20 protein-coding genes are annotated in these 17092 nt (G+C 51.9%); 9 read left to right on the top strand and 11 right to left on the bottom strand.

Going from position 1 to position 17092, the window contains the following annotated elements; genetic code table 11:
- Positions 1 to 572 precede the first annotated feature (572 nt).
- From E6P06_RS24770 to mtgA, 4 genes are all read left to right on the top strand, one after another.
- Positions 573 to 1502, top strand: a complete 930-nt coding sequence (locus E6P06_RS24770; RefSeq protein ID WP_003839924.1) for a TIGR01212 family radical SAM protein — start codon at positions 573 to 575, stop codon at positions 1500 to 1502.
- Positions 1503 to 1698: 196 nt separating this feature from the next.
- Positions 1699 to 4035: an aerobic respiration two-component sensor histidine kinase ArcB gene (arcB, locus tag E6P06_RS24765; RefSeq protein ID WP_003844840.1), complete on the top strand. Its 2337-nt coding sequence runs from the start codon at positions 1699 to 1701 to the stop codon at positions 4033 to 4035.
- A gap of 229 nt (positions 4036 to 4264) precedes the next feature.
- A complete protein-coding gene (elbB, locus tag E6P06_RS24760) occupies positions 4265 to 4918 on the top strand; it encodes an isoprenoid biosynthesis glyoxalase ElbB (RefSeq protein WP_003839926.1) in 654 nt (217 codons plus the stop codon).
- Positions 4915 to 5634: a monofunctional biosynthetic peptidoglycan transglycosylase gene (gene mtgA, locus E6P06_RS24755; RefSeq protein WP_003025087.1), complete on the top strand. Its 720-nt coding sequence runs from the start codon at positions 4915 to 4917 to the stop codon at positions 5632 to 5634. Before elbB ends, mtgA begins: the two co-directional genes overlap by 4 nt.
- A 130-nt stretch (positions 5635 to 5764) precedes the next feature.
- On the opposite strand, the gene npr is transcribed toward mtgA, so the two are convergent.
- The 11 genes from npr to E6P06_RS24700 form a co-directional block, all read right to left on the bottom strand.
- Positions 5765 to 6037 (bottom strand): PTS phosphocarrier protein NPr, encoded by a 273-nt coding sequence (gene npr, locus E6P06_RS24750; protein ID WP_003025086.1) that lies wholly within the window; start codon positions 6035 to 6037, stop codon positions 5765 to 5767.
- On the bottom strand, positions 6034 to 6888 hold the full coding sequence (gene rapZ / locus E6P06_RS24745; RefSeq protein WP_003025085.1) for an RNase adapter RapZ: 855 nt from the start codon (positions 6886 to 6888) through the stop codon (positions 6034 to 6036). The genes npr and rapZ overlap by 4 nt, the downstream gene beginning before the upstream one ends.
- A gap of 45 nt (positions 6889 to 6933) precedes the next feature.
- Positions 6934 to 7425 (bottom strand): PTS IIA-like nitrogen regulatory protein PtsN, encoded by a 492-nt coding sequence (gene ptsN, locus E6P06_RS24740; protein WP_003025083.1) that lies wholly within the window; start codon positions 7423 to 7425, stop codon positions 6934 to 6936.
- A gap of 83 nt (positions 7426 to 7508) precedes the next feature.
- Positions 7509 to 7796 (bottom strand): ribosome hibernation promoting factor, encoded by a 288-nt coding sequence (hpf, locus tag E6P06_RS24735; protein ID WP_003025078.1) that lies wholly within the window; start codon positions 7794 to 7796, stop codon positions 7509 to 7511.
- A 22-nt stretch (positions 7797 to 7818) separates the two neighbouring features.
- Entirely contained in the window at positions 7819 to 9252 is a 1434-nt protein-coding gene (rpoN, locus tag E6P06_RS24730; protein ID WP_003025074.1) for an RNA polymerase factor sigma-54, read from the bottom strand.
- Between the two features lie 46 nt (positions 9253 to 9298).
- The gene (gene lptB / locus E6P06_RS24725; protein ID WP_003025073.1) at positions 9299 to 10024 is read right to left on the bottom strand and encodes an LPS export ABC transporter ATP-binding protein; all 726 of its coding nucleotides are present in this window, start codon (positions 10022 to 10024) and stop codon (positions 9299 to 9301) included.
- 6 nt (positions 10025 to 10030) lie between these two features.
- Complete coding sequence (gene lptA, locus E6P06_RS24720) at positions 10031 to 10579, bottom strand: lipopolysaccharide ABC transporter substrate-binding protein LptA (protein ID WP_003025070.1); 549 nt, start codon at positions 10577 to 10579, stop codon at positions 10031 to 10033.
- Positions 10548 to 11123 carry an LPS export ABC transporter periplasmic protein LptC gene (gene lptC / locus E6P06_RS24715; RefSeq protein WP_003025068.1) on the bottom strand — a complete coding sequence of 192 codons (576 nt, stop codon included), beginning with the start codon at positions 11121 to 11123 and terminating at the stop codon, positions 10548 to 10550. The genes lptA and lptC overlap by 32 nt, the downstream gene beginning before the upstream one ends.
- Positions 11120 to 11686: a 3-deoxy-manno-octulosonate-8-phosphatase KdsC gene (gene kdsC, locus E6P06_RS24710; protein ID WP_003025065.1), complete on the bottom strand. Its 567-nt coding sequence runs from the start codon at positions 11684 to 11686 to the stop codon at positions 11120 to 11122. Before kdsC ends, lptC begins: the two co-directional genes overlap by 4 nt.
- A 20-nt stretch (positions 11687 to 11706) precedes the next feature.
- Complete coding sequence (gene kdsD, locus E6P06_RS24705; protein ID WP_003025063.1) at positions 11707 to 12693, bottom strand: arabinose-5-phosphate isomerase KdsD; 987 nt, start codon at positions 12691 to 12693, stop codon at positions 11707 to 11709.
- Positions 12694 to 12706: 13 nt separating this feature from the next.
- Entirely contained in the window at positions 12707 to 13684 is a 978-nt protein-coding gene (locus E6P06_RS24700; protein ID WP_139935814.1) for a calcium/sodium antiporter, read from the bottom strand.
- Positions 13685 to 13899: 215 nt separating this feature from the next.
- On the opposite strand from E6P06_RS24700, the gene mlaF reads away from it, so the two are divergent.
- From mlaF to mlaB, 5 genes are read left to right on the top strand one after another with little or no spacing between them, the layout of a single operon-like run.
- Positions 13900 to 14700: a phospholipid ABC transporter ATP-binding protein MlaF gene (mlaF, locus tag E6P06_RS24695; protein WP_003025057.1), complete on the top strand. Its 801-nt coding sequence runs from the start codon at positions 13900 to 13902 to the stop codon at positions 14698 to 14700.
- A gap of 19 nt (positions 14701 to 14719) precedes the next feature.
- Positions 14720 to 15502 (top strand): lipid asymmetry maintenance ABC transporter permease subunit MlaE, encoded by a 783-nt coding sequence (gene mlaE / locus E6P06_RS24690; protein WP_003025053.1) that lies wholly within the window; start codon positions 14720 to 14722, stop codon positions 15500 to 15502.
- A gap of 4 nt (positions 15503 to 15506) precedes the next feature.
- A complete protein-coding gene (gene mlaD / locus E6P06_RS24685) occupies positions 15507 to 16064 on the top strand; it encodes an outer membrane lipid asymmetry maintenance protein MlaD (protein ID WP_003025050.1) in 558 nt (185 codons plus the stop codon).
- Between the two features lie 18 nt (positions 16065 to 16082).
- Positions 16083 to 16718, top strand: a complete 636-nt coding sequence (gene mlaC / locus E6P06_RS24680; RefSeq protein ID WP_003025047.1) for a phospholipid-binding protein MlaC — start codon at positions 16083 to 16085, stop codon at positions 16716 to 16718.
- Positions 16718 to 17011 (top strand): lipid asymmetry maintenance protein MlaB, encoded by a 294-nt coding sequence (mlaB, locus tag E6P06_RS24675; protein WP_003025045.1) that lies wholly within the window; start codon positions 16718 to 16720, stop codon positions 17009 to 17011. Before mlaC ends, mlaB begins: the two co-directional genes overlap by 1 nt.
- Positions 17012 to 17092: the final 81 nt, after the last annotated feature.

Here is a 17092-nt window from a genome sequence, read left to right as displayed (position 1 = left end):
TCTTTATCCTTTTCGCACAGGTCAAACAAGTTTGAGGACTTGCTTCAGAGGGAATCTCAATTACTGCATAAATATGATGAGCAGACTGCTCATCCAGAAAGCTTCCAGCGGATTTCCAAGTTATCGGGAATCCACACACAGGTCAAATGGCAATCTTATTTATGCAAAAATGTGCTATAGGGCAATTAACTTTATGAAAATGTTGAAATAAAAGGATTTTTTACATTGATTTAACCTAAGAGGAATCCCCCTGGAAGTGTGATCTGTCTCACTGTCAGAAAGGCTGGATATCCCTCGTCCTCCCTTTATTTATCGAGATGACTGGCATTTTATGCTGGTTTTTAGAGTTCAGGCGTCTTAAAGATACTGTTTTTACGCTCAGAGTATAAGAAGATAAAAAAAACCGCTGAATATAAGGAAAAGTAATTAGATTTTGAGTGAATGAAATTTCAATTATTTTGATTTGTTATGCAATAAATAAAGGCTCGCCAGGGCGATTGATCCAGGTCATCGCCGACTGGGACAAAAAATGGCAGGCTTTGGCCTCTTTTCAAGGCGCGGTCTACCAGATTATGCAGTTACAGAAATTAGTCAATATGTTTGGTGGGGATCTTTCTCGCCGTTATGGGCAAAAGGTTCATAAACTCACGCTGCACGGCGGCTTTAGCTGTCCAAATCGTGATGGCACCATCGGACGTGGCGGATGTACTTTCTGTAATGTCGCCTCGTTTGCCGATGAAACTCAGCAGCATCATTCCATTGCCGAGCAGCTTGAGCATCAGGCGCAGTTGGTCAATCGCGCCAGACGCTATCTGGCCTATTTCCAGGCCTATACCAGCACCTTTGCTGAAGTACAGGTGCTGCGGTCGATGTATCAGCAGGCGGTCAGCCAGGCCAGTATCGTCGGGTTATGCGTTGGGACGCGCCCCGACTGCGTGCCGGATGCGGTACTCGATCTGCTTTGCGAGTATAAAGACCTGGGTTATGAGGTATGGCTGGAACTTGGTCTGCAAACCGCACATGACAAAACCCTGCACCGTATTAACCGCGGTCATGATTTTGCCTGCTACCAGAACACCACGCGACTGGCGCGTGAACGCGGGCTGAAAGTCTGTTCGCACCTGATTGTCGGTCTGCCGGGAGAAGGGCAGGCAGAATGCCTACAAACCATGGAGCGTGTGGTGGAGACGGGTGTTGACGGTATTAAGCTGCATCCGCTGCATATTGTGAAAGGCAGTACGATGGCGAAAGCCTGGGAAGCCGGGCGGCTGAACGGAATTGAACTGGACGATTATACGGTTACCGCCGGGGAGATGATCCGCCATACGCCGCCAGAGGTGATTTATCATCGCATTTCCGCCAGCGCGCGTCGCCCAACGCTGTTAGCACCGCTATGGTGTGAAAATCGCTGGACTGGGATGGTTGAACTGGATAAGTACCTTAACGAGCACGGCGTGCAAGGCTCGGCGCTGGGTACGCCATGGGTGCAGCCGGGGATCTAACCCTCCGTAGGCCGGATAAGGTAAAGCCGACATCCGGCAATCTGCGCCTGCTTGCCTGATGGCGCTTCGCTTATCAGGCCTACGATTAACCTCTCTACGGTCATTTCACTGATAACCTCCGCATTTCTTGCACATTCTCAAACGTCACGCCAAGAATTGAGTATTATTGTGCCAAGTTGTCGTGAAGGAACCCTCTATGAAGCAAATCCGTATGCTGGCGCAATATTACGTCGACCTAATGATGAAGTTGGGTCTGGTGCGCTTTTCGCTGCTGTTGGCGCTGGCTCTGGTCGTGTTGGCAATTGTGGTGCAGATGGCTGTCACCATGGTGCTGCATGGCCAGGTAGAAAGCATTGATGTTATCCGTTCTATCTTTTTTGGTCTGTTAATTACGCCTTGGGCTGTCTATTTCCTGTCAGTGGTGGTGGAGCAACTGGAAGAGTCCCGGCAACGCCTGTCACGACTGGTACAAAAGCTGGAAGAGATGCGCGAGCGCGATCTCAAGCTCAATGTGCAATTGAAAGATAATATAGCCCAGCTCAATCAGGAAATTGTTGAGCGCGAAAAAGCCGAAGCGGAGCGCCAGGAAACGTTCGAGCAACTGAAGGTTGAAATCAAAGAGCGCGAAGAAGCGCAGATCCAGCTCGAGCAACAGTCTTCCTTTTTACGCTCTTTCCTTGATGCCTCGCCGGATCTGGTTTTTTATCGCAATGAAGATAAAGAATTTTCCGGCTGTAACCGTGCCATGGAGCTGCTGACTGGCAAAAGCGAAAAGCAGCTGGTGAACTTAAAACCGGCTGACGTTTACTCTCCTGAAGCGGCTGAAAAGGTAATTGAAACCGACGAGAAGGTATTCCGTCATAACGTCTCACTCACCTACGAACAGTGGCTGGACTACCCGGACGGGCGCAAAGCCTGCTTTGAAATTCGTAAAGTGCCGTACTATGACCGCGTAGGTAAGCGACATGGCCTGATGGGCTTTGGGCGCGATATTACCGAGCGTAAGCGCTATCAGGATGCGCTTGAACGTGCCAGCCGTGATAAGACCACCTTCATTTCCACCATCAGCCACGAGCTGCGCACTCCGCTTAACGGCATTGTCGGCTTAAGCCGAATCCTGTTGGATACAGACCTGACCGCTGAGCAGGAAAAATACCTGAAAACCATCCATGTCTCGGCCGTGACGCTGGGGAATATTTTCAACGATATCATAGACATGGATAAGATGGAGCGACGTAAAGTCCAGCTCGATAACCAGCCTGTTGATTTCACCAGCTTTATGGCGGATCTGGAAAACCTTTCTGGCCTGCAGGCGCAGCAAAAAGGGCTGCGTTTTGTACTTGAGCCAACGTTACCGCTACCGCATAAGGTCATTACCGACGGCACGCGTTTGCGCCAGATTCTGTGGAATCTGATCAGCAACGCCGTGAAGTTCACTCAGCAGGGACAGGTGACCGTGCGGGCGCGCTATGACCAGGGCGATATGCTGCATTTCGAGGTTGAAGATTCTGGGATCGGCATTCCGCAGGATGAGCAGGATAAAATCTTCGCCATGTATTATCAGGTGAAGGACAGCAACGGCGGTAAACCGGCCACAGGAACCGGAATTGGTTTGGCCGTGTCGAAGCGTCTGGCGAAAAACATGGGCGGCGATATTACGGTTTCCAGCCAGGCAGGTAAAGGCTCCATCTTTACGCTGACCGTACATGCGCCTGCGGTAGCGGAAGAGATTGAAGACGCCTTTGAAGACGATGACATGCCGCTGCCAGCCCTGAATGTGCTGCTGGTGGAAGACATTGAACTGAACGTTATTGTTGCGCGTTCCGTGCTGGAAAAATTAGGCAACAGCGTGGATGTCGCGATGACCGGGAAAGCCGCGCTGGAAATGTTTAAGCCGGGTGAATATGACCTGGTGCTGCTGGATATTCAGCTACCGGATATGACCGGTCTGGATATCTCGCGGGAGCTCACGCAAAAATACGCTCGTGAGGACCTTCCGCCGCTGGTTGCACTCACCGCCAACGTACTGAAAGATAAAAAAGAGTATTTGGACGCGGGGATGGATGACGTGCTGAGTAAGCCGCTGTCGGTTCCGGCGCTAACCGCCATGATCAAAAAATACTGGGATACCAGAAACGAAGAGGAGAGCACTGTGACATCTGAAGAAAGCAGTAAATCGCAAGCGCTGTTAGATATTCCTATGTTGGAACAATACCTCGAGCTGGTGGGACCGAAGTTAATTACCGACGGGCTGGCGGTGTTTGAGAAGATGATGCCGGGATATTTGAGCGTGCTGGAGTCAAACTTGACCGCACGGGATAAAAAAGGCGTGGTTGAGGAAGGTCATAAAATTAAAGGCGCAGCAGGTTCTGTGGGGCTGCGTCACCTGCAACAGTTAGGTCAGCAAATCCAGTCTCCGGACCTTCCCGCCTGGGAAGATAACGTTGCTGAATGGATTGAAGAGATGAAGCAGGAGTGGCAGCACGACGTGGCGGTATTAAAAGCCTGGGTGGCGAGCGTGGAAAAAAAATGACCCCGGCTTGACCGGGGTGCGCGAATACTGCGCCAACACCAGGGAAATCGTGGCTGCGCCGTAAATTATTATCATTGTTTACAAGGGCGCAGCCCTAATTTTCAGGCCGCACGCAGTTAAGATAGCAAATCTTAAATAATTTGTTACATGAATCAGTTAAATGTGTGAAGCGTAGCATTTAAATCATAATAACTAATATGTTTCAGCCAGTTGAGAAAGGAGTATCACGATGAAAAAAGTGGGTGTAGTGCTCAGTGGATGCGGCGTGTATGACGGTGCAGAGATCCATGAAACTGTTCTCACGCTTCTGGCCATTGCCCGCAACGGCGCTCAGGCCGTCTGCTTTGCTCCGGATAAACAGCAAGCGGATGTGATTAATCATCTGACCGGCGAGCCGATGCTGGAAACGCGTAATGTACTGATTGAAGCCGCACGTATAACACGCGGTGAAATTCGCCCGCTCGCTCAGGCAGTCTCAGCGGAACTGGATGCGTTGATCGTGCCGGGCGGGTTTGGTGCGGCCAAAAATCTGAGCAATTTTGCCAGTCAGGGCAGCGAATGCCGGGTTGACAGCGATTTAGCCGCGCTGGCGGTGGCTATGCATCAGGCGGGTAAGCCGCTGGGATTTATGTGCATTGCGCCCGCGATGTTACCTAAAATTTTTGATTTCCCGCTGCGTCTGACCATCGGTACTGATATCGATACGGCAGAGGTGCTGGAAGAGATGGGCGCTGAACATGTGCCTTGTCCGGTTGATGACATTGTCGTCGATGAAGACAATAAAATCGTTACCACGCCCGCCTATATGCTGGCGCAGGACATTGCTCAGGCTGCGAGTGGCATCGATAAACTGGTATCGCGTGTGCTGGTGCTGGCTGAATGAGAACAGGAGTTACCGCCTTTCTGCGACGTATCTTTCTGCGGGCGGTCATTGTCCTCGGCGTATTCTGGGGCGGAGGCATCGCACTTTTCAGCGTGATGCCTGTACCTTTTTCGGCGGTGATGGTTGAACGGCAACTGGGCGCATGGCTGTCCGGTGATTTTGGTTATGTGGCGCACTCAGACTGGGTGAGCATGGACGAGATCTCACCGTGGATGGGACTGGCCGTCATTGCCGCGGAGGACCAGAAGTTTCCCGAGCACTGGGGATTCGATGTCTCCGCCATAGAGAAAGCGCTGGCGCACAATGAACGCAATGAAAACCGTATTCGCGGAGCGTCGACGTTATCGCAACAGACGGCGAAAAACCTCTTTCTGTGGGATGGACGTAGCTGGGTACGTAAAGGTCTTGAAGCCGGGCTAACGCTGGGTATGGAAACCGTCTGGAGCAAGAAACGTATTCTGACCGTTTACCTGAATATCGCTGAGTTTGGCGATGGGGTTTTCGGCGTGGAGGCGGCGGCGCAGCGCTATTTCCATAAGCCTGCCAGTCGGTTGAGTCTGTCTGAAGCGGCCTTGCTGGCGGCGGTATTACCTAATCCTTTGCGTTTTAAAGCGAATGCGCCTTCTGGTTATGTGCGTAGCCGCCAGGCGTGGATCATGCGTCAAATGCGCCAGTTAGGCGGTGAGTCGTTTATGCGGGAAAATAAGTTGTATTAGTCGCTACTGTCGCTGTTTTTGTTGGCCTGATTTAAGTGCAGCGCATCAGGCACAATACGACACAATGGCATTGCCGGATGCGGCGTAAACGCCTTACCCGACCTACTGGCTACGTGTTAAAACCACTTGACTAATCTTCATCAAAACCTGAATTAAACAGGGCAACCACTGCGGCAAGGGCTTCAACTTCCTGCGGACCCGTGGCTTCAACTTCTATCTGACGCCCTTTGGCTGAATCCAGCATCAGCAGAGCGATAACGCTGTTGGCCTCGGCTTCCGTTCCTTCATCATTACGCAGCAAAACTTCTGCTTCGAAACCCTGCATCAATTCAAACAGTTTCATAGCTGGACGGGCATGCATGCCCAGCTTATTAGTGATTTCAACGGTTTGCTTCACGGTCATGATTTACGTTTTTCCAGCGTACGATGGCGTGACTGCACGTTTTTACCGCGTGAGCGGAAGTAGTCTGCCAGCTGCTCTGCAATATACACCGAACGGTGCTTCCCGCCGGTACAACCGATGGCTACGGTGAGATAGCTACGGTTGTTGGTCTCCAGCATGGGTAACCATAGCTCAAGATAGCTGCGCGTCTGGTAGATAAAATTGTGTACTTCTGTGTGCCTGTCGAGGAACGCGGCGACGGGGCGGTCAAGACCGGTCATTGGGCGCAGCTTCGGATCCCAGTGCGGGTTAGGCAGGAAGCGCACGTCAAAAACGTAATCCGCATCAATCGGGATACCGTGTTTGAAACCAAAGGATTCGAAAACCATCGTCAATTCACGTTCACGTTTGCCCAACAGTCGGGTACGCAACATTTCCGCCAGTTCGTGTACGGACATTTCGGAGGTATCAACGATCAGGTCAGCGCGAGAGCGCAAAGGCTCAAGCAAATCGCTTTCCTTATCGATAGCGCTTTCCAGAGACAAGTTCTTGCTGGAGAGTGGGTGCAGGCGACGCGTGTCACTGTAGCGACGAATCAGCGTGTTACGGTCAGCATCAAGGAACAGCAGCTGTGGTGAGAAGCCTTCAGGCAGATTGTTCATTGCCTGCTCGAAAATCTCCGGGGACTCAGGCATGTTGCGCACATCAATGCTGACGGCCGCAGAAATCTGGCGATCGGCCAGAGTACGAGCCAGATCGGGCAACAGCACTACGGGAAGGTTATCCACGCAGTAAAAACCCATATCTTCCAGCGCACGCAGAGCGACAGATTTACCTGACCCTGAACGGCCGCTGACGATCATCAGTACCATGTACTGTTTCTCCTCACAACGACAAAAAAGGATGCCATTGGGTTGTTATGCTTCATCCTGTCCACCTTCGGTGTCCGTGATGATTTGATACAACTCCTGGTCACTCTGTGCGGCGCGCAGACGACGACAGATGGTTTTATCCGCCAGACGTTTTGCGACCAGTGACAACGTATGCAAATGCGTCTTGGTTTGGTCCGCCGGAACCAGCAGGGCGAACAGCAGATCGACTGGCTGATTATCAATAGCGTCGAAGGCGATAGGCGTTTCAAGTTGCACAAACACACCAACCGCGCGCATCGTGTCTTCTTCCAGCTTTCCGTGCGGGATAGCAATACCATTACCGATGCCGGTACTGCCCATTTTTTCACGCGTCAGAATGGCCTCAAATACCACCTGAGAAGGCAAGCTGAGCTGTTTTGCCGCCAGTTCACTGATGATTTCCAGTGCGCGTTTCTTGCTTTGGCAGTGAACACCTGCGCGTGTACATTCCTGGTTAAGAACAGTGCTCAGTTGTAGAGTCGTATCGTTATTTGTCATAATTTCACCTAAGCGCTAACTGTACAAATGGCCCGTTGTGCTACACAACAGGCCGTCCTGCACCCGCTAACTGCCCGGACAAGTTAGTGCTGTTTCAGTTTATCTTTATGTTTTGTTAACTGCCGAGCCAGTTTATCAATTAAACCGTCAATGGCGGCGTACATATCCTGACCTTCCGCGCTGGCATGAATTTCGCCACCGTTCACATGCAGCGTTGCATCCGAGATATGTGTAACCTTCTCCACTTTCAACACAATATAGACCTGATTAATCCGGTCGAAATATTGTTCAAGCTTGGCAAATTTTGTATTAACAAAATCGCGCAGGGCTTCAGTGATTTCGACGTTGTTTCCAGTGATGTTGAGCTGCATAGTGTCTTCCTTATCGGTTGGGTCAGACCAGCTGTTTGCGCTGGTTAGACGGCGGAATGGATAAAGACTCTCGGTACTTCGCAACGGTGCGGCGTGCCACCATGATACCCTGTTCTGACAGCATAGAGGTTAACTTGCTGTCACTCAGTGGTTTCGCGGGGTTTTCCGCAGCAATTAATTTCTTCACCAGCGCACGGATCGCCGTGGATGAGGCTTCGCCTCCACCTTCAGTGTTAACGTGACTGGAAAAGAAATACTTCAATTCAAAAATGCCGCGCGGACTGTGCAGATACTTTTGCGTGGTCACACGGGAAATGGTCGATTCGTGCATCTCGACGGCCTGGGCGATATCCGCCAGCACCATCGGTTTCATAAACTCTTCACCTTGCTCAAAGAAGGCTTGCTGTTGCTCCACGATGCAGCGACTTACGCGCAGCAGTGTATCATTGCGGCTTTCCAGGCTTTTAATCAGCCACTTCGCATCCTGTAGATTGCTACGTATAAACTGACTGTCGGCATCGTTGCGCGCGCTATTGCACATAGCGGCGTAGTGCTGGTTGATCTGCAGTCGTGGGATGCTGTCGCTGTTGAGTTCGACCACCCAGCGATCGTTATGCTTACGCACCAGCACATCCGGAATAACGTATTCTGGTTCACCAGTCTGGATCGACTGCCCAGGCCTTGGATCCAGTGACTGAATAAGATTGACGGCTTCTTTTAGCACGTCTTCTTTCAGTCGGGTCACGCGCATCAGCGTGCGGAAGTCATGGTTGGCTAACAGATCGAGATGATCGCTGATGATCAGACGCGCTTCTTCCAGCCACGGTGTGGCTTTATCAAACTGCGAAAGTTGGATCAGTAAGCAGTCGCGGAGATCTTTGGCGGCCACGCCTACGGGATCAAAGCGCTGAACGCGTTTAAGCACGGCTTCGATTTCGTCCATACCGACGTCGTCATCGCCCATGCTTTCGAGAATATCGTCCAGGGTCACGGTGAGATAACCGGTTTCGTCTACCGCATCCACAATGGATGTCGCAATGGCGCGATCGGTATCTGAGAACGGGGTCAGCTCCACTTGCCACATCAGGTAATCCTGTAGTGATTGCGTGGTCTCACCCTGATACACAGGCAGCTCATCGTCGATGTAATCTCCGCTGGTGCCCGAAGGCGTCCCGGCGGTGTAAATCTCATCCCAACTGGCATCAAGCGGCAGCTCCTCAGGCATCTCTTTTTGTTCGAGAGCATCGGCGGTGTCGAGGGTTTCGCTGTCCTGTTTTTCCTGGGTATCAATTTCGTCGTGAAGATCGGTTTGCTCGAGCAGTGGGTTACTTTCCAGCGCTTGCTGAAGTTCTTGCTGAAGTTCCAGCGTGGACAGCTGCAACAGACGGATAGCCTGTTGTAGCTGAGGCGTCATCGCCAGTTGTTGGCTAAGCCTGAGTTGCAAACCTTGCTTCATGTTCAGAGTTGTTTTCTCCTGCGGTGACGTGAAGTCTTCTACCCTATCAGAGTCTGAAGTCTTCCCCAAGGTATACGCGCTTAACGTGCTCATCCTGCAGTATTTCTGTTGGCGTGCCGTGCGCGATCAGGTGCCCCTGACTCACGATATAGGCGCGCTCACACACTGCCAGCGTTTCGCGGACGTTATGGTCGGTAATCAGCACGCCAAGGCCGCTGTCGCGCAGGTGTTCGATGATCCGTTTGATATCAATAACGGAAATCGGGTCAACACCGGCAAACGGTTCATCCAGCAGGATAAATTTCGGATTAGCGGCCAGTGCGCGGGCGATCTCCACGCGGCGTCGTTCACCACCGGAGAGCGACTGCCCCATACTGTCACGCAGGTGTTCGATGTGGAATTCTTCCATCAGCTCGTTGGCGCGATCTTCCCGCTGCTCGCTGGTCAGATCGTCACGAATTTGCAGTACCGCCATCAGGTTATCAAACACGCTCAGACGACGGAAAATCGATGCTTCCTGCGGTAAGTAGCCGATGCCGCGACGCGCGCGTGCATGCAGAGGCAGCAGGCTGATGTCTTCGTCATCAATGATAATGTTACCCGCATCGCGCGGGACAATGCCGACCACCATGTAAAAGGTTGTTGTCTTGCCTGCACCGTTAGGACCGAGCAGACCGACGATCTCCCCGGAGTTGACGGTCAGACTGACATCTTCCACCACACGACGGCCTTTATAGGCTTTTGCAAGGTTCTTTGCAGTTAATGTTGCCATAACGAATCAGTTACCTTTTTTCTCTGCCGGAGCCTTGTTTTTGTCCTGCAACTGCGACGGAACCAGAACGGTGGTGACGCGTTTGCCTTTATCGCTGAAGGCCTGCATTTTCTGCTCTTTTACCAGATAGGTGATCTTATCGCCCGTGATGTTGCTATCGAGCTGTTCCAGATACGCCTTGCCGGTTAGCACGACAAAGTCTTTCGCCAGTTCATAGTGCATCTGCGAGGCGCGGCCTTTAACCGGTTTACCGTTGTCCTGCATCTGGTAAAACGTTGCAGGATTGCCATAGCCGTCAATCACTTCTTTGCCGTCTTCGCCGCCAGGACGGGTCACGACGACTTTATCGGCGTTAATTTTGATGGTGCCCTGAGTCACAATCACGTTGCCAGTAAACGTCACCACGTTGCCCTGCATATCCAGGGACTGCTGGTCCGACTCAATGTGAATCGGCTGCTCGGTATCGCCGGTGACGGCAAATGCCGGAATGCTGGCGGCCAGAAGTGAGCTGGCAAGTACAAGATTAAGGCTGAGTTTGTTTGTTTTGGATTTCATATGAGGTTCTAACCTTTTCAATCAGCTCGGCGTTCTTGCTGCGTAAGTTGCCGCGCATCTTCAGTCCGCTGGAGTTAAATGTTGTGCCATACAACGTCACCAGATCATCGGAAGTGACATCTTGTGTCACCAGGTTAATCTGCGCGTTATCGGTCGTAATTCTGCGTAGTTGAGAGTCAGGCACCAGGGCGTTAACCTCAACATGGCCGTACAGATACAGCATCCGATCGTTGGTCAATTTGGCTTTATCGGCCTTGATCGTCCAGGTCGGTACTTTATCCTTATCAAATGTGGTTAATACTGGTTGAGTAAACCACGAAACCGCTTGTTCCGAATAATATTCAACGTGTTGTGCGATCAAGTGATAGCTCAGCGCGCCTTCCGGACTATACACGACGGTATCAGTATGTTCGCTCTTATAGGTTGGCTCGTTGTTATTGACGACGACCTGAGCGGTGTCCTCTTTGTCTGCCAGATTAATACCAATCATCACAAGGACAGCCAGCGACAGTAGAATGATAACCCAACGTCTGGTTTTGCTCATATCGATTGCCCTTTGGCCTCGTCCAGTTTGCCCTGCGCCAGGAGTAATAAATCGCAGACTTCACGCACAGCGCCACGTCCCCCATTAATACGGGTGACATAATCGGCCCGCGGGATCAGCAAAGGGTGGGCATCTGCCACCGCGACGCTCAATCCCACTTGTGCCATCACCGGCCAGTCGATCAGGTCATCGCCAACGTAGGCGACATTCTCCGGTGCGATCGCCAGTTTGCTAAGGAGATCGCCAAAGGCAACCAGTTTGTCTGACTGCCCCTGATACAGGTGGGTGATCCCCAAAGTGGCACAGCGATCTTCTACAAGTTTAGCCTTTCGTCCGGTAATAATGGCAACCTCAATACCGGAAGTGAGCGCACAGCGAATTCCGTAACCATCACGGACGTTAAAAGCCTTCAGCTCTTCACCGTTGTTGCCCATATAAATCAGACCATCAGACAGTACGCCATCCACATCCAGGATCAGCAAACGGATGTTTTCTGCCCGGGTGATAACGTCTGCGCTGACGGGTCCATAACAGGTCGCAAGCGACGCACCTGCTTTACTCATTTTCGTTATCCTTGAGTTTCTTACACTACACCTGCACGTAGCAGATCATGCATATGTAACACACCGAGTAACTGGTCGCCATCAGCAACCATTACCGAGGTGATATGGCGGGACTGCATTAAGTTCAGGGCATCGACGGCAAGAATACCCGGACGCACGCGAATGCCTCCAGGGGTCATCACATCGGCAATGCCTAACTGGCGTACATCAACGCCCATATCGAAGACACGACGTAAATCACCATCGGTGAAAATACCGTCAATCTTCATGGCATCATCGCAAATGACGGTCATGCCGAGATTTTTACGCGTGATCTCAATTAAGGCGTCACGCAGGCTGGCGTTTTTGGTTACATGCGGGATCTCGTCGCCCGTATGCATAATATCGTTAACGCGCAGTAAAAGCTTACGGCCCAGTGCGCCACCGGGATGAGACAACGCAAAATCTTCCGCGGTAAAGCCGCGCGCTTTTAATAATGCCACCGCAAGGGCATCGCCCATCACCAGTGTTGCTGTCGTGCTGCTGGTCGGCGCCAGGCCTAACGGACAAGCTTCCTTGGGCACTTTAACACACAGATGCACATCTGCTGCACGCGCCATACTGCTTTCCGGACGACCGGTCATGCAGATAAGCGGTACATGAAGACGTTTTAATACCGGGATCAGCGCCGCTATCTCATTGGATTCACCGGAGTTAGAGATGGCGATGACCACATCCTGCGGCGAGACCATACCCAGATCGCCATGTGCAGCTTCGCCTGGGTGTACAAAAAATGAGGGGGTGCCGGTGCTGGCAAATGTGGCTGCCATTTTCCGCCCGATATGGCCGGATTTCCCCATTCCCATCACCACGACTTTGCCCGGGCAACTGAATATTTTCTCGCATGCGAGGGTAAAATTTTGGTTGATGTACTGATCAAGCTCCGCCAGGCCTTCACGTTCAATTGCCAGGACTTCCTTGCCTGCTTGCTGAAAGTCAAAACCCGGTTGCAACTCTAAGTGCGACATAATGCGTTTCCAGTTATCCAACGAGAAGTGGCGATAACCAATACAGCATCGCCAGCCATATGATAAAACTGCCGGTCAGCAGCGCGCCCGCGCCGCGACCAATCTGGCGCGGACGTCGCCAGCAGAGTAATGCAAAAATAACGCTCACCAGCAGCATGACGCTGTAGTCCCGGACGAAGGCCATAGGATTGACTTCGCCCGGCGTAATCAGCGCCGGTAGCCCGAGGACGATAACAATATTAAAAATGTTCGCGCCGATAATGTTACCGACGGCAATATCGTTTTCACCTTTACGCAGACCCGCAATCGCCGTTGCCAGTTCCGGCAGGCTGGTACCAATGGCGACCACCGTCAACCCGATGGTGAGTTCGCTCATGGCGAAATAGTTCGCCAGTACGGTAGCGTTATCTACCACCATACGCGTAGCCATAGGCATAATAATCAGCGCAATACCCAACCACAAAAATGCGACGGGTAACCCGCCTTCGCGCGGCAGCTCAGCTATCTGCTCGCGTGTCAGGCTGTCATTGCCTTGTCGCTCGGCCAGACGGGCGATTTTAACAATGAATAGCAGCCATAGCACGGCCAGGAGCAGAAGAAAGAAACCGTCGCTGCGGCTCAACTGCCCGTCATACAGGACGGATGCAGCTAAAATACTTACCAGCAACATTAGCGGTAATTCACGACGCAGAACATCAGAATGCACGGTAAAAGGATGAATCAGCGCCGACAGGCCTAAAATAAGCAGAATGTTGGTGATGTTAGAACCTATGGCGGTCCCGACAGCCAGATCGAGTTGCCCATTCATCGATGCGGCAACGGAGACAATGATCTCGGGTAACGACGTACCAATGCTGACCACGGTCATTCCGATGATAATGGGGGGAATACCGACGTTTCGACATAAAATGGATGCGGCAAATACCAGACGGTCGGCACCGTAGACCACCAGAAGTAAACCAATTATTAACAGCGCCGTCGCTAAAAGCATCTAAAGTCCTTTCTTCAGGTATACTCGCCGGTCCTCTTGAAGGATCTTCTGGAAGCCGTAACGAAGTCTTAATTTTGACTTTATGCGGCTAAAAAGTAAAACAAATGCCAGCTTTCGCTAACCAGGACAGGCAATAATCTGTAAATATGTTGAGTTCAGGGCTAAATTGAGCGCCAAACTCTTCGATCAACAAGGCAATAGTAAAGGATGAATCAATGGGGCAGTCTGTGGCGAATCTAGTCGATATGCGCGATGTCAGCTTTTCCCGGGGTGACCGCTGCATCTTTGATAATATTTCCCTGACGGTACCGCGCGGTAAAGTGACGGCAATCATGGGGCCATCAGGCATCGGCAAAACGACGCTGTTGCGTCTGATTGGCGGACAGATCTCACCGGATAAGGGCGAGATTCTGTTTGACGGTGAGAACGTCCCGGCCATGTCCCGTTCGCGTTTATTTACCGTGCGTAAGCGCATGAGTATGCTGTTTCAGTCAGGTGCGCTATTTACCGACATGAATGTGTTTGACAACGTTGCGTACCCTCTGCGCGAGCATACGACGTTGCCAGCGCCGTTGCTGAAGAGCACGGTGATGATGAAGCTCGAGGCCGTCGGTCTGCGGGGTGCGGCCAAATTAATGCCTTCTGAATTATCCGGCGGGATGGCACGCCGCGCTGCGTTAGCGCGTGCTATCGCGCTGGAGCCTGACCTCATTATGTTTGATGAGCCGTTCGTCGGTCAGGATCCCATCACCATGGGCGTGCTGGTGAAGTTGATTTCAGAACTGAACAGTGCGCTGGGTGTCACCTGTGTGGTGGTATCCCATGATGTGCCTGAAGTACTGAGTATTGCGGATTACGCCTATATAATGGCGGACAAAAAAATAGTGGCCTACGGTAGTGCTCAGGCACTACAAGAAAATGCCGATCCGCGCGTACGCCAGTTCCTTGACGGCATTGCCGATGGACCGGTTCCGTTCCGTTACCCGGCGGGTGACTACCATATCGATTTACTCTAAACAGGGAGTTAAGCCACCCATGTTGTTAAATGCGCTGGCATCACTCGGACATCGAGGAATAAAAACCCTCAGGACGTTTGGGCGAGCCGGATTAATGTTGTTCAATGCGGTTGTCGGCAAACCGGAGTTTCGCAAACATGCGCCGCTGCTGATACGCCAGCTTTATAATGTCGGTGTCTTATCGATGCTGATCATTATAGTGTCAGGCGTATTCATTGGTATGGTGTTGGGATTGCAGGGATACCTGGTGCTGACGACCTACAGTGCGGAAACCAGCCTCGGTATGCTGGTGGCGCTGTCATTGTTACGTGAGCTGGGGCCGGTTGTTGCGGCGCTGCTGTTTGCCGGGCGGGCCGGATCGGCCTTAACCGCAGAGATTGGCCTGATGAGAGCGACCGAGCAGCTTTCCAGCCTGGAAATGATGGCCGTCGATCCACTGCGCCGGGTGATCTCTCCGCGTTTTTGGGCCGGTGTCATTTCATTGCCGCTGCTAACGATTATATTTGTCGCCGTGGGGATCTGGGGTGGTTCACTGGTTGGCGTAAGCTGGAAGGGTATTGATGCGGGCTTTTTCTGGTCGGCTATGCAAAATGCCGTCGACTGGCGTCTGGACCTGGTCAACTGTCTGATTAAGAGCGTGGTGTTCGCCATTACGGTCACCTGGATTGCATTGTTCAATGGTTATGATGCGATCCCGACCTCTGCCGGGATTAGCCGGGCAACGACACGCACCGTTGTGCACGCCTCTCTTGCCGTTCTGGGGCTGGATTTTGTGCTGACCGCACTGATGTTTGGGAATTGAGTTCATGCAAACGAAAAAAAATGAAATTTGGGTCGGGTTATTCCTGCTGGTTGCGCTGCTGGCTGCGCTGTTTGTCTGCCTGAAGGCGGCGAACGTTACCTCAATGCGTACTGAGCCGACTTACACGATTTATGCGACCTTTGATAATATCGGCGGCCTGAGAGAGCGTTCTCCGGTGCGGATTGGCGGGGTGGTAGTTGGACGCGTATCGGACATCTCGTTAGATCCGAAAACGTACCTGCCGCGCGTGACGCTGGAAATCGAATCGCGTTTTAACCATATTCCTGACACCAGTTCTCTGAGCATCCGTACTTCCGGTCTGCTGGGCGAACAGTATCTGGCATTGAACGTGGGTTTTGAAGATCCTGAGCTGGGAACGTCTATCCTCAAAGATGGCGGTACGATTCAGGACACGAAATCCGCGATGGTGCTGGAAGATATGATTGGTCAGTTCCTTTACAACAGCAACAGTAAAGGTGATGACAATAAGAATTCTGGCGATGCGCCAGCCGCAACTGAAGGCAATAATGAAGCCACTACGCCTGCGGGCGCAACGAAATAATATCAGGAGAATCGACGTATGTTTAAACGATTGATGATGGTGGCTATGCTGGTGATTGCTCCACTTAGCGCGGCAACCGCAGCAGACCAGACTAACCCGTACAAACTGATGGATGAGGCGGCGCAAAAGACCTTTGACCGTCTGAAAAACGAGCAACCAAAAATCCGTTCCAACCCCGATTACCTGCGTCAGGTCGTCGATCAGGAACTGCTGCCTTATGTGCAGGTTAAGTATGCCGGCGCGCTGGTGCTGGGCCGTTACTACAAAGATGCGACTCCTGCCCAACGTGAAGCCTATTTTGCTGCATTCCGTGAATATCTGAAGCAGGCTTACGGCCAGGCACTGGCGATGTACCACGGCCAGACCTATCAGATTGCCCCTGAGCAGCCGTTGGGTGATGCGACCATCGTACCTATCCGCGTAACCATCATCGATCCAAACGGTCGTCCTCCGGTACGTCTGGATTTCCAGTGGCGTAAAAACTCCCAGACCGGTAACTGGCAGGCGTATGACATGATCGCCGAAGGCGTAAGTATGATCACCACCAAACAAAATGAGTGGAGCGACCTGCTGCGTACCAAAGGTATTGATGGCCTGACGGCACAGCTGAAATCTATTTCTCAGCAGAAAATCACTCTGGAAGAGAAAAAATAATGACGCAGTCACTCACCTGGACGCGCGAAGGCGACAAGCTGGTGCTGGTGGGAGAACTGGATCAGGACGTGTTAAATCCCTTATGGGATGCGCGAATTGAGGCGATGAAAGGGGTATCCTGCATCGATCTGAACCAGGTATCCCGGGTAGATACCGGCGGTCTGGCGTTACTGTTGCATCTGATTAATCAAGGCAAGCAGCAGGGAAACAGCGTTTCGCTCACTGGTGTTAACGATAAAGTGTACACGCTGGCGCAGCTTTACAATTTGCCTGACGACGTCCTTCCGCGTTAATTTTTCCAGGCCGGATAAGGTCTTGTGCCGCTATCCGGCAAAACCCCTGAGGGGGATCTGCCACTAAAGCCTTGTCTGATT

This window comes from Citrobacter sp. CF971 (genome assembly GCF_006385635.1).
GTDB classification, from domain to species: Bacteria; Pseudomonadota; Gammaproteobacteria; order Enterobacterales; family Enterobacteriaceae; genus Citrobacter; species Citrobacter freundii.
Note: the sequence above shows the minus strand (reverse complement) of the source record. Positions and strands in the feature narration are given on the sequence as shown.